At 41.5% G+C, this 24444-nt stretch carries 20 protein-coding genes; all 20 read right to left on the reverse strand.

Going from position 1 to position 24444, the window contains the following annotated elements; genetic code table 11:
• Positions 1-2 precede the first annotated feature (2 nt).
• Positions 3-1142: an exonuclease SbcCD subunit D gene (locus KIV41_RS05075; protein WP_252042671.1), complete on the reverse strand. Its 1140-nt coding sequence runs from the start codon at positions 1140-1142 to the stop codon at positions 3-5.
• Positions 1143-1267: 125 nt separating this feature from the next.
• Positions 1268-2098: a hypothetical protein gene (locus tag KIV41_RS05080; protein ID WP_252042669.1), complete on the reverse strand. Its 831-nt coding sequence runs from the start codon at positions 2096-2098 to the stop codon at positions 1268-1270.
• A 1-nt stretch (position 2099) separates the two neighbouring features.
• Positions 2100-2390, reverse strand: coding sequence for a PAAR domain-containing protein (locus KIV41_RS05085; RefSeq protein ID WP_010452246.1), 291 nt, complete (start codon positions 2388-2390; stop codon positions 2100-2102).
• A gap of 9 nt (positions 2391-2399) precedes the next feature.
• A complete protein-coding gene (gene tssI, locus KIV41_RS05090) occupies positions 2400-4235 on the reverse strand; it encodes a type VI secretion system tip protein TssI/VgrG (protein WP_045388924.1) in 1836 nt (611 codons plus the stop codon).
• 83 nt (positions 4236-4318) lie between these two features.
• A complete protein-coding gene (locus tag KIV41_RS05095) occupies positions 4319-4798 on the reverse strand; it encodes a type VI secretion system tube protein Hcp (protein WP_038886696.1) in 480 nt (159 codons plus the stop codon).
• 207 nt (positions 4799-5005) lie between these two features.
• Positions 5006-7561, reverse strand: a complete 2556-nt coding sequence (gene tssH, locus KIV41_RS05100; RefSeq protein WP_285335819.1) for a type VI secretion system ATPase TssH — start codon at positions 7559-7561, stop codon at positions 5006-5008.
• Between the two features lie 11 nt (positions 7562-7572).
• On the reverse strand, positions 7573-8538 hold the full coding sequence (gene tssG, locus KIV41_RS05105) for a type VI secretion system baseplate subunit TssG (RefSeq protein WP_285335872.1): 966 nt from the start codon (positions 8536-8538) through the stop codon (positions 7573-7575).
• Entirely contained in the window at positions 8535-10358 is a 1824-nt protein-coding gene (tssF, locus tag KIV41_RS05110) for a type VI secretion system baseplate subunit TssF (protein WP_252042666.1), read from the reverse strand. Before tssF ends, tssG begins: the two co-directional genes overlap by 4 nt.
• Positions 10355-10816, reverse strand: a complete 462-nt coding sequence (gene tssE / locus KIV41_RS05115) for a type VI secretion system baseplate subunit TssE (protein WP_010452256.1) — start codon at positions 10814-10816, stop codon at positions 10355-10357. The genes tssF and tssE overlap by 4 nt, the downstream gene beginning before the upstream one ends.
• A gap of 3 nt (positions 10817-10819) precedes the next feature.
• Entirely contained in the window at positions 10820-11614 is a 795-nt protein-coding gene (locus KIV41_RS05120; RefSeq protein WP_285335821.1) for a type VI secretion system accessory protein TagJ, read from the reverse strand.
• A 10-nt stretch (positions 11615-11624) separates the two neighbouring features.
• A complete protein-coding gene (tssC, locus tag KIV41_RS05125; RefSeq protein WP_252042665.1) occupies positions 11625-13130 on the reverse strand; it encodes a type VI secretion system contractile sheath large subunit in 1506 nt (501 codons plus the stop codon).
• A 52-nt stretch (positions 13131-13182) separates the two neighbouring features.
• Positions 13183-14676 carry a type VI secretion system contractile sheath large subunit gene (gene tssC, locus KIV41_RS05130; protein ID WP_171357244.1) on the reverse strand — a complete coding sequence of 498 codons (1494 nt, stop codon included), beginning with the start codon at positions 14674-14676 and terminating at the stop codon, positions 13183-13185.
• The gene (gene tssB, locus KIV41_RS05135) at positions 14676-15200 is read right to left on the reverse strand and encodes a type VI secretion system contractile sheath small subunit (RefSeq protein ID WP_010452261.1); all 525 of its coding nucleotides are present in this window, start codon (positions 15198-15200) and stop codon (positions 14676-14678) included. Before tssB ends, tssC (KIV41_RS05130) begins: the two co-directional genes overlap by 1 nt.
• Positions 15201-15212: 12 nt before the next feature.
• The gene (tssA, locus tag KIV41_RS05140) at positions 15213-16343 is read right to left on the reverse strand and encodes a type VI secretion system protein TssA (RefSeq protein WP_252042664.1); all 1131 of its coding nucleotides are present in this window, start codon (positions 16341-16343) and stop codon (positions 15213-15215) included.
• Positions 16340-17131 (reverse strand): PP2C family serine/threonine-protein phosphatase, encoded by a 792-nt coding sequence (locus KIV41_RS05145; RefSeq protein ID WP_038886809.1) that lies wholly within the window; start codon positions 17129-17131, stop codon positions 16340-16342. The genes tssA and KIV41_RS05145 overlap by 4 nt, the downstream gene beginning before the upstream one ends.
• 4 nt (positions 17132-17135) lie before the next feature.
• Positions 17136-17831 (reverse strand): type VI secretion system-associated protein TagF, encoded by a 696-nt coding sequence (tagF, locus tag KIV41_RS05150; protein WP_285335822.1) that lies wholly within the window; start codon positions 17829-17831, stop codon positions 17136-17138.
• Positions 17813-21331, reverse strand: coding sequence for a type VI secretion system membrane subunit TssM (gene tssM, locus KIV41_RS05155; protein ID WP_285335823.1), 3519 nt, complete (start codon positions 21329-21331; stop codon positions 17813-17815). Before tssM ends, tagF begins: the two co-directional genes overlap by 19 nt.
• Positions 21332-21348: 17 nt before the next feature.
• Positions 21349-22635 carry a type VI secretion system protein TssL, long form gene (gene tssL, locus KIV41_RS05160; RefSeq protein ID WP_285335824.1) on the reverse strand — a complete coding sequence of 429 codons (1287 nt, stop codon included), beginning with the start codon at positions 22633-22635 and terminating at the stop codon, positions 21349-21351.
• An 11-nt stretch (positions 22636-22646) separates the two neighbouring features.
• Positions 22647-23972 (reverse strand): type VI secretion system baseplate subunit TssK, encoded by a 1326-nt coding sequence (tssK, locus tag KIV41_RS05165; RefSeq protein ID WP_269429121.1) that lies wholly within the window; start codon positions 23970-23972, stop codon positions 22647-22649.
• A 16-nt stretch (positions 23973-23988) separates the two neighbouring features.
• The gene (gene tssJ, locus KIV41_RS05170; RefSeq protein ID WP_285335825.1) at positions 23989-24438 is read right to left on the reverse strand and encodes a type VI secretion system lipoprotein TssJ; all 450 of its coding nucleotides are present in this window, start codon (positions 24436-24438) and stop codon (positions 23989-23991) included.
• Positions 24439-24444: the final 6 nt, after the last annotated feature.

The following is a 24444-nucleotide window of genomic DNA, read 5'->3' on the forward strand; positions in this document are numbered from 1 at the left end:
CCTTACTGAGCTTGCTGAGAAAGTTGTTTGATGATGTCACTGATCGCTTGATCTTGTTCTTGCGATAATTGGCCGTCTTGAGCTTCCGAAAAGAAGTCTCGAAACATGTCTATCTCACTTCTCGCCAATTTCGCTTGCGCCATTTCCTGCTCGACACCTATTAACATGCCCGGTTTTTCTAGGTGCAAAACATTCGGGTAAACAGTACGTAGCTTTTCCATTGGGTTTAAGATCGCGTGCTTATCCATCAAACGTACCAACAGGTAGTCTTCGTTTTTCGGATCGGTTTTGCCCTGCTCTATTACTTGTTCAAGTTCGCCTTCAACGATTCGCATCTCATGAGGTGCGGCAAGGTCAATATGCTCTGCCGTGACAAAACCGTTTTGGTCAATTTCCACCAGCGTGAAACCTTTCTTCTGGTTTTGTTCACCAAAACTGTATTTCATCAGTGAACCAGAATAACGAATGTACTCTTCGCCTTTTTTCTGTGGCTGGTGCAAATGCCCCAACGCTACATAGTCAAAGTTGAGAAAATGCTCGTGACTGACACGGTCGGAACCGCCAATCGAAAGTGGACGCTCAGATTCAGACTCAATGGCACCATCGACAAAGCAGTGACTGACTAACACGTTACGTTGCTCTGGTTGGAACTGCTCAGTGATTTTCTCGGCAAGTAACTTGTGCGCTTGATCGTGGGTCGAAACGGGTTCTTGGTAGGCAAAACGGACTTGCTCAGGGTCGTTATAAGGCATGCCATAAAAAGCCACTTGCCCTGCGCTTGCGGTTTCAATAACAACAGGGGTAAGCATGTCTTCGAAGTTACTGATAATGTGAAGACCTGCATTTTTCATCTGTTCTGAGCCAAAACCTAGGCGCTCAGCACCATCATGGTTGCCAGAAATCAGAATCATCGGCGTATTTAGCTCACCACAGATTCGCTTCACCACTTTGTTAAGTAGTTCAATCGCAATGGTTGGTGGGACAGAACGATCATAAATATCACCAGCAACAACCACCGCATCAACAGGGTTGTCTTCAATGTATTGGATTAACTGGTCGAGAACCGCTTGCTGATCGTCAAGCAAAGAGACGTTATGAAACTGTCGGCCAAGGTGCCAATCTGAGGTATGGATAAACTTCATTCGAATTCACTTTCTGCCATCTACATGGCGCTATCTTATTATCCCCCTAGGATATCGTGAGTTCGTAAGCTTTTCATGTGGTTTATCAAGTAACACAGCGAATAAAGCTATACGTTTTTCAACACTCAAACCCACGTATATGTTGTACCAACTACGTACCCTCTAGGCTCGATATCTAGCTGTAATTGATGAAAGCCCTTTTCGGGCTCCCTAATTTGTTTCTCGAATGCATTTATTGCTTTCAACAAACCACCACATACACCAAGAGAGCCCAATTTAGCATCTAGAAATTCGTAGTTCGTTGCTTCCGTTATCCAAGGAGCCAGATACTTTATTGAATTTAACCAAAGTGGCTCATTAGCATCGAGAGATAAGGAGAGCGAGGTAAACAAGGAACTACTTCTGAATGATAGCTGCGACACTACCTTATCAATCGCGCTTTGATTGGTGGAGTTTGCGAGGTCAACTCTAGCAGGCAAACACTCAAGTCCTGTATCACAAGGGAACGCTCTAGCTAAGATGAGCGCACCGTTGTTAAGCTTTGTTGATGCCTGATTGGTAGCTGGCTGTATAGCCAAGATCCAGCAATCGTTTTGCTTTGTTGCTCTTTCAATATGAGAAAGCGCTAGCAAGAAAGATGCATTTCCGTATGGATATATTTGAAATTTAGTATCACTTTCAAATTCAACTGTCGCTCTTAGCATTTGCATCGTGGATTGAACTTCATGCTTTTTAGTATCGGCGGGTAAAAGAACAATCAAAGTTCCTTTAATAAAGAAATTCTTAAGCTGTTGCGAATAGGAACTGATAGTTTCGCTCGGTCTACTATCAAAATGATACTCCAGCGGATTCATAGACATTGAGATGTTGGTATCAGCAAAGTCGAAGAGCGGTTTAATGCTAGAGAATTCGTGGCCATTTAAACATATCACCTGTGTTTCAAAACCTAACGCCAATTTAACCACCAATGAGTACAGTTGGGTTTCCTATGACAATTCGTCCTCCATGGGAGGTTGCATCACCAGCGCGAGCTGCTGCTTTTCCGTTGATTTTTACACTAGATGAACCTGCGGAAATACTGTCTGGCGGTCCAACGCATACTAGCTTGTCTCCTTGTCTTGCGGCGGGAATCCCCCCAATTTTAACATTGGGGGATCCCATCACTACAGGCCCACCAACATGAGGGATCTTTCCTGTTTTTTTAGGACAGACATGAAAACTACCAATCACTGCCGAAGGCTTACCCATGACTCCTCCTTAGTTAAGAGAGATTTGACCCGCTTTTAGAGCAATCGCAGATCCATTAATAGATATCTTGCTCCCTTTGATGTTAATTTCTCCAGAGCTAGACATCTCTATTGATGCCCCTCCGACTTTAATTTCAATGCTCTTACCCGCTTTTAAGGCAAGTGACTTCCCGATATCTCCGGAATAGTTCTCGCCTACTTCAACTGACAGGTTCTTACCTATAGTTTGCATCGAATCATTAGTAACCTGCTCGGTTCGACAGTTTTCTATTGAGATTTCAGCATTATCTTCAACAAGCATTTGAAAGAGTTTTTCGGCGTGAAGGTAAATATGTTCCTCACCTGGTTTATCATCAAAGCGTAACTCATTGAAGTTGCTAGCGCCTTTCTGGATAGAACGCGATTTATAACCGCTTTGTGAACTCTGCTCTGGTAACGAATAAGGAGGTAACTGACTACCGTTGTATAGAGCCCCAGTAACTATTGGTTGATCGGGGTCACCATTAACAAATTCAACTATTACTTCTTGACCAACCCTAGGGTGAAAAACTGCTCCCCAACCATTGCCAGCGATATTCTGAGCGACCCTAATCCAACAAGAGCTGTTTACATCGTACTTGCCTTTCCTATCCCAGTGAAACTGGACCTTAATTCGACCATGTTTATCAATGTATATCTCACCATCTTTATTACCAGTCACAATTGCGGTTTGTAGCCCTTTTATTTCCGGTTTCACATAGTTTACTGCCGGACGCAAAATCGTTGTCGAATCAACGCAAGTAAATGCAACCCTTACCCCTTGAGAGGCGGTACCGCCTTGGCCAGTCTGGTTGAAAACAGAAGCTGATAAGACAACAGACTCTAAAACGTACTCTTTGCCTATTCGAGATTTATCTTCATGTTTTTTGAATTTAAAGCACTTACCAACTGTAAAGGTTCGACATGTCGCTTCTCCACCACACAAGTATATGTTTTGTTGAATTGACTCAATTGCATGCATATTCCTAGAAGCATAATGGTCGGCAGTCTCGGACTCTCCCATATATTCAAAGTGCTCACTGGAGGGAATGGTAAATAACGCCGAAGCCCCATTTACACTGTTTTTCGGGAAAGCCGCTGGCTTTAACATGTTAAAACCCGTTTTATGGCTTGCTTTCGTAGCAATAGCTTGGCTTTCACTCCAGGCAGATATGTGACTTGCGCTGGCAGTACCACTGTCATGGTCTACCATAAATTCCACCCCTGGCTTGTAGTAGCTTACATCATCAAATATTTCAATAGTATGAGAAGATTTCGAATGCACAAAGCAGAATGATAGACCCTCTTCAGCCAATATTCTCTTTACAAAGCTTAAGTCAGACTCTTCGTATTGAACTCTATAAGTATATTTGGGGTAACTTTTATTTAACTTGAAGCTGAACAAAACTCCATGCTCCGACAAAACTTCAGAAATAATTTCTTTCAAGTCTTTGTTTTGGAAAACTCTGCAATTAACACGGTATTGACAAAATCTAAATTTAGGTTCAATAAAAATCTCTATGTTCTTATAGTTCTCGCCATCATTTTCTTTACTTATTCTTGTTCCAGTTAGTTTTGCTCTTGAAACAACACCATGAAAATATCTTGGTTGAGAAGAAACATCTTCATTATTCTCTAGTGTGATGACAACCTCATGGCCAATAATACTATTTAGTTCACCTTTTTGACCATTAAAGTAGGCATTGGCACGCAATGAGAAAAGCTCTGAAGCCTTTTCTCTGTATTCAAAGGAATTCAAAATAACGGCATCTTTGCCAAAAGGAGTAGAGATGCTTATAAAGTTATTATCTTGTGTTGCTTTTTTCATTACATACTTCTTTAAAAATAGCGGGGGCATTTGCCCCCGCAGCCAAATTACATTTGTTGACCTTTAACACCACTATAGCCAAATTACATTTGTTGACCTTTAACACCACTATAGCCATATACAAGTGGCGCAGAAGTGTTGTTCTTATCATCCGTCGGTGTCACTGTCATCATCATTTCTGTGTAGGAAATAGTGATTGTTTCCATTGGACGGTCATCTTGAATTGATACTGAGTAGTTTGAAATCATTGCATCTGTAAGTTCGATCTTCATGATTTCTTCTACTTTCTCACCCTGCTTCGTGATGTGGAAAACAGCAGGTTTACCTTTACCGATCGTTGCTTCTTTAAACAAATCTGGTGAAGCACGATCTTGAAGTTTAGTGATAGTAAGGTCATACAAACGAGTCGCGCTGGCTTCACGATCCATTGCTGTACCAGTGTATGACGAAATCTCACGACCCACACTCCAGTCAACAGATAGCAGTGTGATTAAATCCTTGTATTGCTCAGCGGTTGCCTCACCTTTAATATCTGCGTATTTAAGATACGTATTAGACTGCATGCTAATCTCCTATAGCATTAATAATTGACATTTAACTATATTAAAATCATATCAGCTAAGTGAAATGATTATTGATTCATGTATCAAAAGGTTAGTTTTAAATACAAACTTTTATAACTTTATTTTGTTATATTTTTAAGCACTGAATTACTTAAATTTAATTTAATTCGATTCTCTTCTCAGTTTACTTTCCCAATGAAACAGATGTTAAGAAACTGAGACAATTAAATCATCATTGGTATAATCCACAAAAATATCTTTAATTTTCTTATTACTGAGAACTGACGACAATATTTCATTAGAAATTCGAGGAAGAAGAAGGTTTTCCATCATAGTTTGAATGGCCCTCGCACCACTTTCAGATTCATTGCTACTTTCTACTAGATGTAAGATGTAATCATCTGTAACTGTAAGAGTTGCACCATAATGATCCAAAACACGCGCTTTTATCTTATTAATCTTTAGCTGACTAATATTAATCAATACTGATTTTCTAAGTGGTACGTATGGTAAAATATTGACTCGCCCTAAAAACGCTGGTTTGAAATCCTTAAGTAAGTCTTCACGTAGCGCTTCTTTTAGTGATTGAGGTTCTGGCGCAAGTTCTGGATCACTAAACAAAGTGGTAGTCGTATCAGAACCTGTATTAGCAGTCATGATTATAATCGTGTTCTTAAAATCAATATCACGTCCTTCGCCATCTTTAATGATTCCCTTATCAAAGATTTGATAAAAAATATCTTGTACTCCAGGATGAGCTTTTTCCATCTCATCAAGCAAAATTACACTATATGGTTTTCTCCTTACGGCTTCAGTAAGAACTCCTCCCTCACCATAGCCGACATACCCAGGTGGAGCACCCAATAGTAAGGAAACTTTGTGCTCTTCTTTAAATTCAGACATGTTGATTGTCGTGACACTATCTTCACTCCCATAGACCTTCTCCGCGATAGCTAGTGCAGACTCTGTTTTGCCTACACCACTTGGCCCGACTAGTAAAAAGACACCATTAGGTTTAGTCTCATCCATAAGTTGAGCTCGGGCAGTCTTTATTACTTCTGCCATAACCTCTAAAGCATGATCTTGCCCAACGACTCTTTCACACAAACTGTCTTTCAGGTTCAATACCGCTTCAATTTCATCATTTTGAAGTTTACCAAGTGGAATACCAGTCCAGTCTGATATAACTTCCGCAACTAAGGTTTCATTCACATGCGAGAATACAAGCGGGTCTGCACTAAGAGACAGTTTTTCTTCTATTTCCACTAGCTCTCGTCTATCTTCATCTAAACCATCTTCGGCTATCTTTAGACGTAATGCTTTTGCTTGAGAGACCCACTCAACTTCTTCACGCCAACGTTCTTCTAGCGCTATTATTTCTCCCTTTAACACCTCAATTTCGTTACCGACTTGGCCAACGTTATGCCCGAGATCTGAACCAAATAAAGCTTCCTTAGATAACTGGGTGAGTTCTTCTTCTTTCAAGGTTAATTTCTTGCGTTTAGAATCGAGCAATCCTGGCGTTGATGACTGACTCAACGCAACCCTAGAACAAGCCGTATCAAGAACAGAGACTGCCTTGTCCGGGAGTTGGCGACCATTAATGTACCTAGCAGAAAGTTGAACAGCAGAGGCCAAAGCCTGGCTAGTAATATATACGTCATGATGGTCTGCCATAACCGTCAGTAAACCTCGTAACATATCAATCGCTAACTCAGTGGATGGTTCGTCAACTTTGACAACTTGAAATCTCCGAGTTAAGGCTGCATCTTTTTCAAAGTATTTCTTGTATTCTGCCCAAGTTGTTGCAGCAATCGTTCGGAGTTCCCCTCGAGCTAAAGCGGGTTTGAGTATATTGGCTGCATCACCTTGACCAGCTTGTCCACCGCTACCAATAAGTCCATGAGCCTCATCAATAAACAGAATGACAGGATCAACTGATTGATTAACTTCCTTAATTAGATTTTTTAAACGATTTTCAAACTCCCCTTTCATACCCGCACCAGCTTGCAAAAGGGCTAGGTCAAGAGACTTGACCGATACATTTTGCAAAGCAGGGGGAACATCTTTATCGACTATTCTCTGCGCTAAACCTTCGACCACTGCAGTTTTACCTACACCAGCCTCACCAGTTAAAATGGGATTGTTCTGCCTACGCCTTAGAAGAATATCTATCATTAACCTGATTTCATCATCTCGACCTATCACAGGGTCAATAAGTCCCAGTCGTGCTTGCTCAGTCAGGTCAATGGTAAACTGCTCTAAAGCTCCACCAGCGGTTTGGCTCACATGTGTTTTGCTTTCGGTATGCTCTCCAAGATTTAACAACTTATTTGGATCGATTTGACTTAATTCAGGGCTCACCGCACTCAACATATTAATCAGCGTATCATCAGACAAATATGCGTATAGCACATGAATACAAGTCAGCTTATCTTGCTTGAACTCAATAGTTGCAGCCATAAATGCATTTTGCATAACGGTCACTGTATGTGCAGATAAACCAGGGACTGTTTCACATCCTGTCTTATATTTTTCCAACTGAGTGAGTAATTCATTCAGTACCGTTTGCTTATCTAAATCTAACTTGTCGAACACATCTAAATACAGATCTTCTGGGTGCTGAATTATTGCTGTAAGCCAATGGGATAATTCAATACTATGGTGAGTCCGCGAGCTTGCCAATGCCGCTGCTTGTTCCAATGTTTCTTTAGCATGAGGTGACAACCGCTCAACTAACGCTGATAATGATAACGAAGCCATTTTATTTCCCTTTAAATATTAATTGTTATTTCACGATCTTCTGTACGATCATGTTTTTTTAAAACAGAGCCAAAACCTAGCTGCCCTTGTTGCTTAGACAGACGCGCTTTAGGAAGCATGCTATGTTGTGTTGTTAGCTTCCAGTGAAGCTGTTTGTGTTCGCCTATGAATGCTGATGCAGCACGCTTAACTGTTTTTAGCCGAGCATGAAATGGAAGGAGCTCGCTTACTTGTTCTGACGTTTCTGGAAGTAGTTCTATTGTTGCACTAGCATTAATATCCCATGCTCGTTTTCCAATTGACGCGCCATTTCCTAATTGAGAAAACTGCCCCTCTGGATTTGACTTAGATGTTAAGCGAGTCTGCTCTTTCGGCTTCAGATACAGCCATTGCCCTGTAAATTCATGCACCTTTGCGTCGCAACTTGCTAAGGATTCGATAATGCTCTTCAACGCATATTTACTTTTAACTGGTGAAGAATGATAACCGCCAAAGTGTTGCGCTAAATGACTATTATCGCCGGAGATTGAATTCAAGCAGTCTGCATAAGGTGACCTTTCCATTCTAGAGTGAGCTCGTACTTGGACCGTTACCTGACTTAACTGCCAACTTCGATAATACAAAGAGAGCAGGCGATGGTTAAAAATGTCGTAAAAGTCGACCATTGCAGAATCGCTCTCTCGCAGCCTCGCTAGTGCAAGCTCACTATAGTGTTGCGGTAGAACGCCCTGCTCTCCTATCAGCCCAATCAAGTTTGTTTTGACTTCTAAACGGTCGTTGCCTCCCTGTTCAACACGACAAACTTGGTTGTTCTCATACCCTAGTTTTGCATTGACTTTCAGATTAATGCGTTCATTTTTTGGAAGAGCATCGGTCCCTATTTGAGCCTCACGCTTTAAGACTTCAAACTCGAGAAGGTGAAGAGCCTCAAACAAGGGATGCTTAGTTATTTCGTCCAAGAACGGTTCTGCATTCATAGGAGTGGCTTCTCTCCTGTCATCGCTGGCCATAAATGAAAGCGCTTACCGGTCGACTTAAGTTTTACCTCTAGCTGGGTAAAAATGTTGACTTCAGCGTATTGAGAAAAGTAAATAGACAACACACTTCCTAATAGAAAAATCTGCTCTGGCGGTAGGATTTGGTCGGAAATCATCAGCGTAATTCTGATTCCATGCGCAAAGCCCACTTTGCCTCCAGCGCTTATACGTCCCGTGGTCTGCTCATATTCAAGATGAACTAATGAATCAACCAGCGCCTTTGTTTCTGCTGTACCATTGAAAGCGAAGAGGTTTAGTGTCTGCTTTAATGTAGATAACCCATCTTCGCCAGAAAAATGATTCAGAGTCAAAAGCTTGGTTAACTGCCAACGGGTGCTTTCATCCATTTCTGGTCTAATGGTTGCAGATAAAGAAGTGAGGCACTTCACACTAGAGAAATTGTCATTTACGTCGGGTAAGGCCACTTCGGGAAGCCCGCCACCAAATGGCAACTTTTGAGGAAGGTTTCGATTGCAACATTTAGCTTGGACATACATCAACCAATTTTCTCTACTTTCGGGAGCGAAGATTTGATGCTTTTTGTCAACGAAAGACAAATAGGTTTCTCGCCCAGGTTCATCATATCCCCCTGCCCAGTTCTTATCTTCTCTCCTCATCAGCCAGTATATTTCACCGCTTCCTAGGTAATGGGTATGCTCACCAGAGTAATAACTAGGGAGGTTTTTATATGCTTTATTCCAGTTTCTTAAGGTCACATCAGAGATAGAAACAACTTCTGTGCTCTCTGCATCTTGGTATTGAGGAACCAAATGATAGTCATAATCCGAAGGTGTTAATCGATGGGGCTCCATCGTACTTTGGAACAAATTGATGATTGGTGTACAACCAAGCATGAGGCTATCCTCACCCACTTGTTTAGGTAGCCAATCGTCACTTACATCAAAATAGAAATTGATCTCCAACTCATGAGTGCTACCAATCAAGTCGGATTGGAGTTTATCTAGCTCAAAAAACATAAATTTTTGAGGAAAATGTAAGTACTCAACAAGCAAACGCGATCCTGAAAAGCTTCTTTTACTATATGGTACAACTCGATCTGAATCGGAGAATCCAACCTCTTTAATACATCTTTTCGAAACGGAATGAACTTCCTTGCCATTAATAACGAATGAAATCCCAATCAAGTGTTGAAATACCATCTGATAAAGTCGCAAAGATAGTTGAGGTTGGCCATTTAGATAGAACTTTAGAGATTCAACACCTAAATCGGCTAATGAACTTTCCTCATCATTTGATGAAAGACAGACCTTTAGCATAGATTGCGCTTTCGATTCCCATCTCGATCCTACCGGCTTTACAGGTGCGTTTTCGAACGAGCTATTCACCACTTCAACTGGGTACATCTTAGTGAGATAACACGTTCTAAACTCGCATTCTTTAAAACCAGGGGCTCCTATTACTACCTTTTCCCCTACCGGTACTTCAAAATGATCTGTGGTAGAGTCAGAGCAACGCATTTTTATGATCGACATTGATGGAATTGGAGCATGAAAATCCGGAAATAGCTGCCCAGCTAAGGCTTCAGTAAACTGAGGATAACTGTTGTCTAAATTCTGCCTGATTCTAGCGGTTAAAAAAGCACAGCCTTCGAGTAAACGTTCAACATGAGGGTCATCTACTCGTTCTTCACTAATTCGTAGCCTAGAGGCAATTTTAGGGTACTGTTCCCCAAACTCCTGTCCCTTATGGCGTAAATAAGCCAGTTCACGATTATAATACTTTAGAAAATCTTCGCTCATTTTGCTTTACTCAGTTTCATTCCTAGGCTGACTGGTTCAATTGCAGAATTAAACGTAACTTTGTGCATGCTTTTGTCGATCAAGCACACCGCACCAATTCTTAAACTTAGAGAGCGGTCAATTGAGTTATTTTCATTTGCAATGGATACAGATACCTCTTTCAAACGAGGTTCGAACTCTTTAATTGCAGTGCTTACAATGTCACACAACTGCTTTTGACCATCTTGGCTACTGTATGGCATTGATGAAAAATCAGGTAAACCATAGTTCAGTATCGAATAACGCAATTCCAACAAATCATCAGGTAATGCCGCCCAACCAATACGGCTGTTAAGCATTGCTTCTAAATCCCTCAATAAGTTATCAAGAACACATTGCTGTGTGATCGGAAAGTCTTTTTCGATTCGAGATGAAGGCTCACTATCTATTAGCTTATCGATTATTGATGCACCGACCATATTCTACTGTGGTACCTCAACCTGACGCTCCAGAGTAGTTAGATTGCAGATTGGTAACGAATCATCACCGACTAGCCAACATTTTTGCCCCTGACCAAGAAAAACTTTTTCCCCAAACGGTTTCCAATCTGTTTCCCGTCCGAGTTTCTGAGCATTACTCTCAGAGTCAATATAGGTTAAAGGCATATGAGCTTCCCCTTCACCTAATCCTTCAATATCAAATTCTATTGGTCGCCAAATGTTTTCTAGGATTGTTTGGGCGGGTTTCAACTCTAAATACACAACACTACTAAGGGGAACTAGGAAGTAATTCCCTTTACTTGAGAAAAGTTCTAGATAGCCACCTAGTCGGTCATCAATATCTCTAACATCTAATGTTTCAGTACCATTGACCAAAAATGGTTCAATGGTTCTGTCTGATTCAAGCTTCCGAGATAGTGCTAGGGCTTGTTCAAAATTGGAGCTAGTAAAAGCAAGGTTTAAATCAACCTGAGACTTAGTCATTTGCTCATTTTTTCCAAGGATTTGCGCCGACGCGGCTCCGAAAGCAAAATCCGCACGAGCCTGCGCGGCTTTCACAAGATGTCTTAGTTGGCTAGCGCCAGCTAAGTATTCTGGAAATAGCTTTATCGACTGCATCAACTGCTCATCTGCGCGCTCATAATCGCCCTTGATGCACAATAACTCGATAAACACGCTGCGAAGGTTTGCATCTTTTGGTTCACCTTTAATATTATCGGTGATCATATTCAAAGCAGAGTCTAGTTCTGATTGTGCTAATAGATCTTTCCATTGCATCTTTTTTTCCTTATGCAGAGCGTTCTGGTGATAACTCTGTTATTAATTTAATACTTGAGACCATTTGGTCTAACTGAAAATGCGGTCTTAGATGGACAGTTGAATAGTAGTGTCCCGGGCTGTCTCGTTTTTCACGCACTCTTATTTGAGCTTCATTTAAAGGGTACTTTGCCCTCAATTCATCTGATGCTTCATCAGAGGCTGTTGTGTATTGATGCAACCACTTTTGAAAATCTCTCTCAATCGCACTCGCATCTTGGTAACTACCAACTTTATCTCTCCCCATCACTTTAATGTAATGAGCAATTCGTGATACACACAAGGTATACTGGAGCATGGAAGTTAACTTGTCGTTCGCTTCAACTGTTTTGTCTTGGTATTTTGTAGATTGATAAATGGAGACATTGGACATCAACCCAACCATATCGGTTTCAGCTACGGGAGAAATTGGAATAAAGCCACAATCTGAAAGCGCTTGCTCTTTCTTTTCAGATAACTTTAAATTTAACGGACAACGCTCGCGGTAGTTTTTGGCGTCTAACTTCAGCTTCGAACGTGCTGGAGCAACAACCAGACCCTGGCTATAGTCCCCTTGCTTGACTCCCCTAATATGAGTAAACCAGCCATGCTCTTGGTATGCTCGGATCGCAACTGCAGCAAAGCAATACGCCCCACTTCCCCATAAAAGCTCGTTGTCTGAAAGCTTTACACGTTCTTCGAAGACGAAATGCTCACCTCTCGAACCATCCGACTGATAGGGTAAACGGAACAAAACATTGGGAGCTGTCATCCCTATGAACTTAGAGTCATCAGAATTTCTAAGTTCTCGCCACTTTAAATATTCAATTTGATCAAACTGAGATGAAAACTCTTTTATCGACGATAAATCACAAAACCTGTCTACACCAAATATCTCTGGCGAAGCCGAGAAAATGAATGGGCTAAACGCGGCAGCCGCACTTTGAGAGATCTTACGAACCACCGAGATATCTTTATCGAGTTTACTGGCATTGTTTCCAAGCTCATAGTCCCCGATCACAACACCAAAAGGCTCACCTCCCGGCATGGAGTATTCATTTTGGTAAATCAATTTGAAAAGTGCAGATTGATCGAACTCAATTGCTTTCAGTGAATCTTTGCTAATCTCCTCCCAAGTCGCAGTCATTACCTTTATCTTCACCGTATCTACAGATTGCTTGTCTATCTGCTCGCAAAGATATTGCGTGCCAATCCAAGTGCGCTCCAGTTTTTGAAATGTTGGATGATGAATAATTTCATTCAACTGATTTTGTAATAGCTCATCGATATGATTGATAGTACTCATTAGGCTGTGACGAAACATTTCCAAATTCTCAGACTTTGATCCTTCCAGCCACATTCGTGCCGAGAGTATTGAATCAGATAAATCTAAAAAATTAGAAAACCAATAGCTATCTAGTTCTGCATGACCACTGTCGATAAACTCATGTTTTAACTGAGTGGGTTCAACAAAATTCAATCCAGATTTCGTATTCATGACCTAATAAGTACTCTTCGATTATTAACAGAGCTTGTAGCGCACTAGGCTGTTATCCACCTGATTGGGGAATTTTAGCGACTAAACGTAAAGAGGTCGTTAGCTCTTCCATTTGTAGCCATGGCTTTAACCAAGCGACCGCGTTGTATGAACCTGGAGCTCCAGGAATCTCTTTCACTTGTACACGAGCATCCGCCAGAGGGTATTTCGCACGGATCTCCTGCCCACCGCCTTCGGACGCATTGACATAACTGAGGATCCATCGATTTAGCCATGATTCAACATCTTCAGCTTCCATGAAACTACCTATCTTGTCTCGCGCCATCACTTTTAAGTAATGTGCAAAACGTGAAGTTGCCATCATATAAGGTAGTCGAGCTGAGATAGCAGCATTTGCTGTTGCATCTGGTGAGTCATACTTAGCAGGTTTTTGACAGGTTTGAGCGCCAAAGAAAACAGCATAATTGGTATTCTTGTAGTGACACAGTGGTAAAAACCCAAGCTTACCTAGCTCCGCTTCGCGCCTATCAGTAATACCAATTTCAGTTGGACACTTCATGTCCGGATCACCATCGTCACTCATAAAGAAGTGAGTTGGTAGATTTTCAACACGCCCACCGCCTTCAGCGCCTCGAATCGCGGTGCAGAAACCGTATTTTGAAAATGCATCTGTCAATTTTGCACCCAACACATATGAAGAGTTCATCCAACAGTAATCATTGTGGTCCGCATTGACGGCGACGCCTGAAACCGCATCTACATCAAACTCTTCAAACCCAAACTCTTCAACGGGTGATGTCGCTTCGCCATATGGTAATCGAGCAAGTACTTTTGGCATGGTCAAACTTACAAAGCGTGAATCCGCACTTTCTCTAAAAGAACGCCACTGAGTATATTCAAGTGATTCGAAGACTTTCTCAAGATCACGAGGCTTAGAGAGCTCAGTCCATTCATCGAAACCAAATAAAGCAGGTGATGCTGCGGAAAGGAACGGAGAAAAGCCAGAAGCCGCGACGTTCGACATTAGACGAAGTGTTTCGATATCTTCCGGATGATTTGTAAACTCATAGTCACCGATTAGAGCGCCATATGGTTCGCCGCCTGCACTACCAAACTCTGACTCGTAGACTTTTTTAAAGATCTGGCTTTGGTCAAACTCAACCGCTTTACTCAAGTCTTTGTGCAACTCTTTCTTGGTTGTACTCATCATTCTAATTTTCAATGAAGAGCTTGTCTCTGAGTTCATCACTAGATAGTTTAACCCACGCCAAGAACCCTCTAACTTCTGTAATTCCGGGTGGTGCATGACTTCAGATAACTGCTCCGAAATCTGCTTGTCTAATAGAGTTATTGCTTCACGAAAAGTAACTGTGAGGTTTTTATTCCACGAGACGGTACCTTTCATCGCTTCTTCAGTAAGAGTCTTAATCAACTCTTGTGCACGAGAAGCTTCCGTTTGCTTAGTAGCTCCAATCGCTTGCTCTAAAAATGAGTAAGACTGCTCTTCTACTGTTGGATCGAGTTGCTTTTCAAGCTCAGTACTCATTATTCAGCCCCCTCTTTACTTGGTTCCTGCTCACCAAGTTTTAGCTCTCCTGCCAACTTCGTAAGGTTGTCGGTATTATTCAGAACATCTTCGAGGATATTTTCCAACTCTTCAGAACGATCGACCTTGGTCATCAGATCTCTCAATTTATTTCTTGTTTCCATTAACTTACGCAAGGGATCGACTTGATTAACAATTGCCGCGGGTTCAAAGTCTTGCATCGAATTAAAACTCAAATCTACTGCGAATTCCGAGTCGTCATTCGCTAACTTATTCGCAACCTTGAACCGAACAGATGGGCTCATTTTCTTTAGCACATCATCAAAATTATCTCGGTCAATTTGAATAAATCGGCGATCTTTAAGAGGCTTTAACTCCGAAGTGTTCTGTCCAGCAAAGTCCCCCATCACGCCTACAACAAAAGGAAGCTCTTTTTTAAGCGTTGCGCCTTCTGTTTCAACATCATAGGTAATGTGAACACGAGGCTTCCTTACTCGTGATAGTTTCGAGTGGATACTCGTCATACCGTTCTCCCTTTATCCTTCATTGTTTTGATTTGCTATGCCAACCAGACGGAAATAGCTGTTTTTTGCATCCCCATCGGAAATTAGTTCCGCCAATAAATCTGGCAGAGGCATTCCACACCAACGGATAACTTGCTCGATGGTGTAAGAAACTGGTGAGTGAGGTTCCGTTTCACGGAAAAAATCCGCGACACTCTGTAACTGATTGATTGCCTGCTCTCTCGAGCGCATATTAGTTGCTAACAGCTCTGTGGAGTCGACCTGAGAAATAGTCTCTTCTGGAACATAATCTTGTTCAAGCTCATCTTTGATGGTTTCTACCTTTCCCCTTTGGCTTGGGTAACGCCCCCCAAGCACATGCTTAAGTGCCGAGAGTATTGAATCTAACTTTTGAGATATGTAAGAGCTAGGTGTTACATCACCAACAGCTTTGTCTAACGTATTAGAAAATTTACCAAATGAAGCAATTGCATACTCGAGGTCGGCTATTAAATCGATATAAAACTCATCAGAGGTCGTTTTTACCGTTTCAAGAATCTTAGCCAGTTCAATCGCTCCCCCATCAACCTTATAACGACGCTTATCTTCATCTAATCGCTCTAAGTCTATGGCCTGTTGATATTCCCAATAGGCAAATGCCTGATCAATGCCCATTTCAGTTAAAGGAATAGAAGCAATTGGAAATATTAGCGTACCTTCTGACTCAATCCCATTTAGACCAATTAGCGAGGAGATACGCGTTTCCATCCCATCTTCATCAGGCATGGGATAGATATCATCCCAGTAAGTATCTACCAACCCGGTTGCTAGCTCATAGCCGATACCCATCCCTCTAAACCCATACAATCGAGTCAATGCTTCTATTAGCCAAGCGACAAACTCAAGGTCTTTGGCTTGGTTTGACAAGACATCAGGCACCTCTTCCAAGAATACTCGCCATAACCCGCTATGGAGCAATATGGATTCTTCTTCAATGATTGCATTACGTTCTTCATTTCGGGCAAGCATACGTTGATCTTTTAATCGATAGTATGCGGACTGCGGGGAAACATCTTCTCTGGGATCAATTCCGGTAGCCAAACTACCCTTAATTGGCTCCAATGCAGCCTCATACCAATCAAACAAATGAGAGTTGGTATTCATCTAGAGCCTCCATTCATAAAGACAGGAATCGTCGCATCATTGTTACCATCGACTTCCAACGCGACTTTATCGCTACGCGCTTTTACGATCGTACAAGTGACGTTATCACTCGCCCCTCTCACCAAAGCTGAATGCAATAGCGCTAGCCCAGCTTGACTCACCGTATCAGCTTGTAGCGTAGCTTTAATCTCTTGGTCACTAAGTTCTTTCGTTAATCCATCACTGCATAGCAAAAATTGGTCACCGTCCAAAAGTTGACCAGAAACCTGATCAATAGTGACATATTCATCAACACCAATTGCTCTAGTTATTACATTCGCTAGCGGGTGTGATTCTGCGTCCTCCAACGCCAGTAAGCCTTGGTCAACCAAATCCATTACTTGGCTATGATCACGAGTTTTCTGAGTAAAAACATTGTGCCTGAGTTGATAGATTCGGCTATCTCCAACCCACAGGCAATGAAAGTAACCATCATTGATGAATAACAATGTCAAAGTTGTTCCCATTGTTGCCCCATCTAGTTCCGATTGCGCGTATTGATATATAGCCGCGTTTGCTTGTTGTATTGTGACTCTCAAATCATCAATACTGCTTACATCGTCGTCGATAATTCTGCGCTCAATATGATCAACTAACATCTGGCTTGCGATATCACCAGCGCAGTGTCCCCCCATTCCGTCAGCAACAACCCAGACTCTTTTTTCGGTCATATCCAATAAAGCATCTTCGTTGTATGGCCTTACCTTGCCGGCATGGCTCTTCGCAAATGTAAAATAATTCCAATTCACTCTACTACCATCCCCACTGTTTCCAGTTTCCATCAAGCATCGCTGAAAACTGGCCAATTGAAGGCAAGCCACTTGTGATAACCATCGATGACTCCACAGCTTGTGCCCCCTCAGTCCACCAAAAACACGGATGATTTCCCTTTGTGGCGAGCATGTGGTTTAGCAAAACTCGTTGACCGAACAACTCCGAAAATCTAAACACGGCGTTCGAGGTACTCGGATCTAACAACTCTGCGATATAACTAGTTGGCTCTATGGTATCTAAACCTTCACCGGTTTCTTTTAAACTGTGATGCCACTTATCAAATTGAAACTCATCACCTAATACCTCAAGGGCCAAGCGTTCTGTCGTTTGAGTCCAATCCCGGCTTTCCCAGTAATCAATAGCCCGGCCGCGAACCGGCCTAACTACAGAAAAGTGAAAATAACGTCCAGCGGCATCGACACTCGGAATCAAAGTGCCGATATAAGTAGCACCTCCAATATAATTTTGGTCTAAAGCAAAGTGCCAAATTGGAGCATTAAGAAATAACTCAACCCAAGTCTCATTTAACTGCTCTTTGCTCACCGCTAACACGGCTTGTTGCCAATCATGAAACTGTGAAACAAACTCAGATGGTAATCCTTCCTTGATAAAGTCCCCCTTAGAAGGAATTTTACCAATATAGCCCCAACTTTCGGTTATAAGGTTTGTGGACATCTAAACCTCTCCATATCGTTAGACCAAAATGGATTAAAAGCACTTTTGGGAATCAATTCGAGTTGCACCTTATTTCCTTTCAAATCAATCATGACAATGTTGTCATTTCTTGACTCCGGTCTTGCTTTCAAAGATTGGTCCAGTAGCTTAAAGATGCCCCATTCACCTTCATAAGTGTGTGATATCTCACGCTTCGAGTCCGGTGGTGTAAATACAATCCTCGTTTGCGCCGTATTCGATGGCCAAGTGAGGTCTCTCGCTCTTGCTGGCCCATGTTTATAAACTAAGTCTTGCTTACCAAGTTCTAATACAAACCTTGTTATATGCTGATCTAGATAGACAGGTTTCATTCCAAAATCGACTTTTAACGAGTTGTCTAATTCAAAGAATGACTGTCTGATTTTTTGAGCTCGTTGGAAGACATGTAACGTTTGCGTTTTCACTCCAATCTCTTTTTCAAACTTCCAACGCCCCTGAGAAGTATCAACAAATGGTTCTAGGTACTCTTGAAAAAAAGCGTCCAAAGTACCGCCGTACCCGAAGAAGCGCTTAAAATCTTTCAAGCGAACTTCTTTCTCAGCACTGGGTTTAAAAGGGTATCTTCCTGCAATAGTTTGGTTGTATGCTTTGACGACTCTGGTTTGCCAAAGTCTGTTGAGATGATCCTTAGAACCCGACTCCGCAAACTTGACGGATTCTTGGGAAAGCTCACCCAACCAATTATTAAATGGTTTTGGCAATACGGCCTTCGCTGCAGAAAATGAAGACGCTACTTCTTGAGTAAGAGTGCCGTCCAGTATACTTTTATATGCTATTTTTTGATTATTTCCCGAGCTAGACAAATCAGTGAGGTAAGATCTTAGATTCAACATAGCATCTTGGATGTCGCTATAGTCCTGCTCACTTAAATGCAGAATATCCGCAAAGTGTACTTCTACCTCCTTTCCTGGCAGTGATACGGCGAATTCACTTTCATCAGGTAAATAAAGATCTAACTTATCTGCAGTATTCGAAAACTTGACCTTGGCAACTTTAGCCGTAACCTCTGACGCTGCTTTTTGGTTTTGAGTCAACGTCACTTTAGTTAGACCAACTTCTTTTTGAATGGCTCGTAACAAAGACTCTATCGGCCTTTCGACACCACTTAAAATACGAGCTTGCTCAGTTGCCATTGACAAGGTTGGCGCTTGCTTTAGTTGAATATCTTCTACGAGTCCCTTCCACTCATTAACATAGTCCTGATAGTATCTTTGTTGAACCCCTTTAATAGCAGCATTCTCGTCAATGTTCCTTACTTCTATATCATCACCATATACCCAGTTTTCCTCCATCAAACTTTTCACAGTTCGGCCGAGTTGTATTTGGAAAATGCTATGGAATCCATTGTAAGTATAAAAGCCTGGAATACCTTGAGAGAGAGGCTTTCCACTTCGCCTTTCAAACTGCTCTAAACTCTTCGGGCCAAGAACATCAGTGAGTCGAAACGAAGGAACATGACTCTTAGAGAATTGTACCTTCATTCGCTGATAAGCCCTTTCTGGGAGCGACATTTTCGTTAATACATCCCTCGCATCTTTGACGGAATTTTCGTTAAAATTGAGTCCTCGTTCGCTCGCTACTAGAAAGTGTTGCGTATGAACACTTAGTCGCTCTCGTAGTGCTTCATTCAGGGCTCCTGGGAACTCTCGTTGAAAATAGAAATCAAACCAATTCATGACTTGCTGCATGTCAAACTTATCTGAGTGAAATAACATTAAGTATATTTTTAATGTTTCATATAAATACTCGCGATGATGCTTGTTGTCATCCATCTCAGATACAAGTGCGCTCGAAATCAACTCTGAAAAATAGAACGATAGTGCATCTTTATAGGCTTGATTGGCTGACTGAGAAATTTTATCCCCTTGATACAGACCCAATTTGTTAAAAAGCTGTGAATCTGGGTAGTGGTTATCCGCTCCCAGTGGAAGCATCATTATTCGGTCGAGTGTTGCGACTGCATTTATGATGTCTTTATCAAAATCGAGTCCCTCAGCATTAATCATCACCTCAATATCACGGGTTTGTTGATTAACTTCTTTAATAAGATCTATATTCCAGCGATAGCTAAAAAACCACAATAACGACGCACATACTAATAGACTTAAACAACCGACAAGTACCCCCTTTCTGAGCCATCGATTCTGTTTTTGATAGTGTTTATTAACACTACCTAGCCATTGTTCCTTAAAAATGACCTTTTCAAACAGACTTCTTACGAAATAGCTATGTGATGCTCGCTTAGTCATTTTTAGTGTTAACCGATTTAACCCTAAGCCACTTGCGGATTCATGCATTAGTCGGTCTACAGGTGCCCCCTCTTGAACGGAGCTTACAATAAAAATACCACGGATCATGGCTGGTTCTTCAAAGCTGTTCTGAGCGAAAATTTCTGACAAAAATTCATCTAAATTCGCTTGCATCATCCTTAACTGTTTTGGGAACTCGAATACCAACGCGCGTTTATCTAAGTCATCCTCTGTTTCTAAAATACGTAGCATTCTCTTATCTAAACGCTCTAATAACCCATAGAACTCTTTATTAAACAATCCAATAGAACCGCGCTCATCAATAACTTCCGTTGGAAACATAAACCCTAACAGTTCGTCACGCTCTTCCTTTGTGACATCGGCAAAAAATTCACTGAATCCCGCAACAAGATCTGCTTTTGTTAGTAACACATAAATCGGAAACTGCATTCCCAGCTGATTTTTAAGTTCTTGCAAGCGAGATTTAATTGCACGAGCATGCAAACTTCTCTCCGTTCGTGTCAGCGACATCACACTCGCTAAGCTCACAGTAACAATTGCACCGTTGATTGGCCGCTGTGTTCGATACTTTTTAAGTAGTCCGAGAAAACCATGCCATGCCTTAGAGTCAACTGCGGCCTGGCTGTCCTGCGTTGTATATCGACCAGCTGTATCTATAAGCACAGCCTTGTTTGCAAACCACCAATCACAATGCCTAGTACCACCTATGCCCTCGACTGATTCAGCCCCCATAGTGCTGGCTAAAGGAAATTCCAATCCAGATTGTTTGAGAACCGTGGTTTTACCTGTTCCCGGTGGTCCAATTAGTACGTACCAAGGTAGGCTGTATAGGCTTCTCTTTCCTTTATGACTGTGAGTTGCTGTTTTTACCGCTTGCTCTATTTTATCGCGCATTAGAGCAATCTCTGATGCAGCCTCTTTATCAAACTGACTGTCGACTTCTAACAAGTTTTGAATACTTGCATCATCCTGAGCTTTTTGCCTATGTTGCTTCAAAATAGAAACTAACGCCCATACTAGAACAACAGTAAGAATAGTGATTAACCGTTGAAAGTCAGTTTTTAATGGCTCATAAAATGAAATACTAATAAGCGGGCCAACAAACCAAATAAAGATTGAGAAGGCAAAAACTCCTACTAGGCTAATAAGCCACCTTTGGGAAAAGAACCTTCCAATGTCTTTCATATTCATTTTAATGATCCCAATAGTTATTTGGTTAATAACAAATCAATTTCAATACGACGGTTTATTGACCTGTTTGATTCACTGTCATTTTCCACCAAAGGTCTCGCATCACCTACACCTTCAGGAATTACCCTACTCTTCAAAGCGCCGTTATCTAAAAGTCTGTCTGTTAGTGCTGTCGCTCTTGCAAGAGATAAGTGCCAATTGGATGGAAATTTGCTAGTGAATATCGGTTTATCGTCAGTGTGTCCGGTAATCACTATTTTCCCTTCGACAGACTCCAAAGTCTGAGCAATCTTAAAAATGATCGGGTCAATATACTCAACAAGGTCAGCACTCCCAGATTCAAATAAATCTTGAGCTTTAATGGTGATCCTTACTCTATCCTGCAAGGAATCTACAGATACGATGCCTTTCTCAATTTCAGTCGCAAGATAAACTGAGATTTTTTCCGCAATCGGCTTAGTGTTGATAATCGTAGATGTAGAAATAATGGATTGGTCTTTAGAAACAAGGTTCATCAGGCTTGAGAAAGTCTTGTTCGACGCCGAGTTGAGAGCATGGTTAAAGTACATAAAAACACATACCAAAATTGCGGCAGTTACAGAGCATAATACCCATATAGGCGCACTCTCTGCTGACTGAGAGCCACTCGTGACACTTTCAGTTGGGTCGTAAGCCCATTCGATGTTATTACAACGGCCAAAATTTTTAAGTATGGAAGTAATTTGTTTTCGTAGCCTCCTGTGGGACTCTAGGCCATTTTGCTCTAAACGGTACTGGCCGACGAAGCCAAGAGACATACATACAAACATTAGCTCTAGCAAATCAAGGTTACTTTCTGCGGTACCCATACATTTTTTCAGATTCTCATAAAATGCCTCTCCCCCCTTTGAAGACGAGTAAAAAGATGACAATAAAGAATCATGACTCCATGCAGATTGCCCGCCCCAATTCGTATTTAAGACAGCCTCATCAATAACGCAGCAGAGGCTATAACGAGCAATATCTATCGTTTCTAGACTTACTTCCTGTTGACGCAGACGATTCTCATAGTCACGTAACTTTTGAGCTAGTGACTCCTTTAAGTGGTGAATATCCGAATGAGTCGCCGTGGCTCGGATCTGAGCCACTATAGACAAGATCCCATTAGCTTCCGCGAGAACTGGGTTGCTACCATAAGCAACGATACTGTCATTGTTAATATGTTCAGAATTTGAGCTAAGTACTATCGTACTATCCGATGATACCTCTTTCGTTGTCGGTGGTTTCTTTCGACCAGGGCTCGGCTTGACTATTGTTTGTTCCATTCGTGTCACTCTTATTGACTGATACACCAAAGCTCTAATGCAGCGTTGGGAAAGTTACCTGACAGGTGTAACGCCATACCGCCACTTTCACTGAGTCGTGTCCAAAAATGTCCTTTCTTTATGACTTCAAAGTAAACATAGCCAGTTTGGTAAGCGATTTGACGAGGAACAACCGATAGAGGCGCAACAGAGATACCGTTAATTTGGTTGTTGATTAGATCGCGAATTTGCTCCACTGCACCAAATTTCAATTGTCCAGGAACAAGGCGTCGAATTTCTTCAGTATTAATGTCCGCTTTAACTGCTAGTACGAACTGACAGCTTTCGAGCAACTTTTTATCCGGAAGAGGCGCAACGTGTATCCCATATTGCCTTGACTCTAATGGCAGTTTAGTCGCGGTCTGATCCAAGACAACACTTAGGTATTGGCTTATTGTTTGGTTTAAAGATTGGAAGAAACAGCCCAGTTCTAAATGGTCATATTGCTCTACGCTAGGTAAACGTTTGGACTTATTTGAAAATGTCGCCAACTCTCCAAGATAACTTTGTAACAACATTGAAAAATCGACTGGAGTGATGTGATCTAACTCTTTTATATGGCGAAATTTAGCTTCATATTTGTTCAACATCTGCAGCATAATGAAATCAACCGCAGAGGCTGACGCAGCCTTACCTTGACCTAACCTCTGAGAAATTGAGTCAGCTCGGATCTTTGTCATTGCTGTAACGTTGTCTAAACACTCTGTAAGCTGTGAGTTCTTCTTCACATTCAAACTAGGTGGAATGAAACCCTCATCTAAAACAACTTCTCCTTCGGGCGTCACTTCCTTTATTCGACAAACTGGGATCTCTACATAACCCGCTAACTTTTCATTAGAACACTTGAGTTCGATATTAAACGTTTTTACTTGGATAGTTTCTTCATCTAAACCAGTATTCGAGTCGATAAGTTCGACATCATCAAGAGAAAACCGTTTAATCTCCTCAGCATTATCAGGACTTACACTCTTTTCTTGACAGTTTAATTCTGGCAGTACAATTTTTATCAACGTATTCTCCACACCTCTATCTATAGAGACTGGCTTTGGAGATTTGTGTTTGTTTGGACAGTCTATTACCGTCATATCTGGAAAAATGGCGGTCAAAGAATCGATTCTTACTTGTCCGTCTTTCAAGGCTGCTTCTGACAAATGTAAGTTCCATATTCCCCAGTAATAAGGAGATATGTACTTTGCTAAATCCCTAAATTCAGAGGTTAAAGCCCTATCTTGCTGTTGAAAGTGTTGGGGACGTAAAAACATCCCCTCACACCATGCAGTTAAAGAGTATTCAGTCATTTATTATTGCCAATATTTATTTTACTACTAGTGATAAATCATCAATCAAGACTTCATAGGTGTTATAGCCAGTTTTATCTACCTTGATAACTTGTCGCCAATTGGAGTTTTCTATATCCCTGAAAGCTGCAACTAGCCCAATAAACTCTGTCTTAGGGTTCATACTTGCTTGATAGTTTTCCACTGAGTCTGGTGTCAGCGAAAACTCAAACTTATTAACCAGATCTGGACCAAGTACTTTTTCCGGATCTTCATATAACGAAAAGAAATCCTGATTAGAAAAAATAGTATCAGAAGTAAGCTCAAACACATAAAACACAACAGGTGACGGCCTTCCATTTGAGTCCGGGTTGATATTATGCGCTGACTTTACCTCTAAAGTAGAATAAGGCTTAACAACAAAGTTTGCGGCACTACAACCTACAATCACAATTGACAAAAACAATATTAAAAATATTCTCAACATACTAAA

This window comes from Vibrio sp. D401a (genome assembly GCF_030248515.1).
GTDB classification, from domain to species: Bacteria; Pseudomonadota; Gammaproteobacteria; order Enterobacterales; family Vibrionaceae; genus Vibrio; species Vibrio rotiferianus.

What these genes read in the sequence shown, in the direction of transcription:
- KIV41_RS05075 (WP_252042671.1), bottom strand. Translation starts at nt 1,142, where the DNA reads ATGAAGTTTATCCATACCTCAGATTGGCACCTTGGCCGACAGTTTCAT.
- KIV41_RS05085 (WP_010452246.1), bottom strand. Translation starts at nt 2,390, where the DNA reads ATGGGTAAGCCTTCGGCAGTGATTGGTAGTTTTCATGTCTGTCCTAAA.
- tssI (WP_045388924.1), bottom strand. Translation starts at nt 4,235, where the DNA reads ATGAAAAAAGCAACACAAGATAATAACTTTATAAGCATCTCTACTCCT.
- KIV41_RS05095 (WP_038886696.1), bottom strand. Translation starts at nt 4,798, where the DNA reads ATGCAGTCTAATACGTATCTTAAATACGCAGATATTAAAGGTGAGGCA.
- tssH (WP_285335819.1), bottom strand. Translation starts at nt 7,561, where the DNA reads ATGGCTTCGTTATCATTATCAGCGTTAGTTGAGCGGTTGTCACCTCAT.
- tssG (WP_285335872.1), bottom strand. Translation starts at nt 8,538, where the DNA reads ATGAATGCAGAACCGTTCTTGGACGAAATAACTAAGCATCCCTTGTTT.
- tssF (WP_252042666.1), bottom strand. Translation starts at nt 10,358, where the DNA reads ATGAGCGAAGATTTTCTAAAGTATTATAATCGTGAACTGGCTTATTTA.
- tssE (WP_010452256.1), bottom strand. Translation starts at nt 10,816, where the DNA reads ATGGTCGGTGCATCAATAATCGATAAGCTAATAGATAGTGAGCCTTCA.
- KIV41_RS05120 (WP_285335821.1), bottom strand. Translation starts at nt 11,614, where the DNA reads ATGCAATGGAAAGATCTATTAGCACAATCAGAACTAGACTCTGCTTTG.
- tssC (WP_252042665.1), bottom strand. Translation starts at nt 13,130, where the DNA reads ATGAATACGAAATCTGGATTGAATTTTGTTGAACCCACTCAGTTAAAA.
- tssC (WP_171357244.1), bottom strand. Translation starts at nt 14,676, where the DNA reads ATGAGTACTGAGCTTGAAAAGCAACTCGATCCAACAGTAGAAGAGCAG.
- tssB (WP_010452261.1), bottom strand. Translation starts at nt 15,200, where the DNA reads ATGACGAGTATCCACTCGAAACTATCACGAGTAAGGAAGCCTCGTGTT.
- tssA (WP_252042664.1), bottom strand. Translation starts at nt 16,343, where the DNA reads ATGAATACCAACTCTCATTTGTTTGATTGGTATGAGGCTGCATTGGAG.
- tagF (WP_285335822.1), bottom strand. Translation starts at nt 17,831, where the DNA reads ATGTCCACAAACCTTATAACCGAAAGTTGGGGCTATATTGGTAAAATT.
- tssM (WP_285335823.1), bottom strand. Translation starts at nt 21,331, where the DNA reads ATGAATATGAAAGACATTGGAAGGTTCTTTTCCCAAAGGTGGCTTATT.
- tssL (WP_285335824.1), bottom strand. Translation starts at nt 22,635, where the DNA reads ATGGAACAAACAATAGTCAAGCCGAGCCCTGGTCGAAAGAAACCACCG.
- tssK (WP_269429121.1), bottom strand. Translation starts at nt 23,972, where the DNA reads ATGACTGAATACTCTTTAACTGCATGGTGTGAGGGGATGTTTTTACGT.
- tssJ (WP_285335825.1), bottom strand. Translation starts at nt 24,438, where the DNA reads ATGTTGAGAATATTTTTAATATTGTTTTTGTCAATTGTGATTGTAGGT.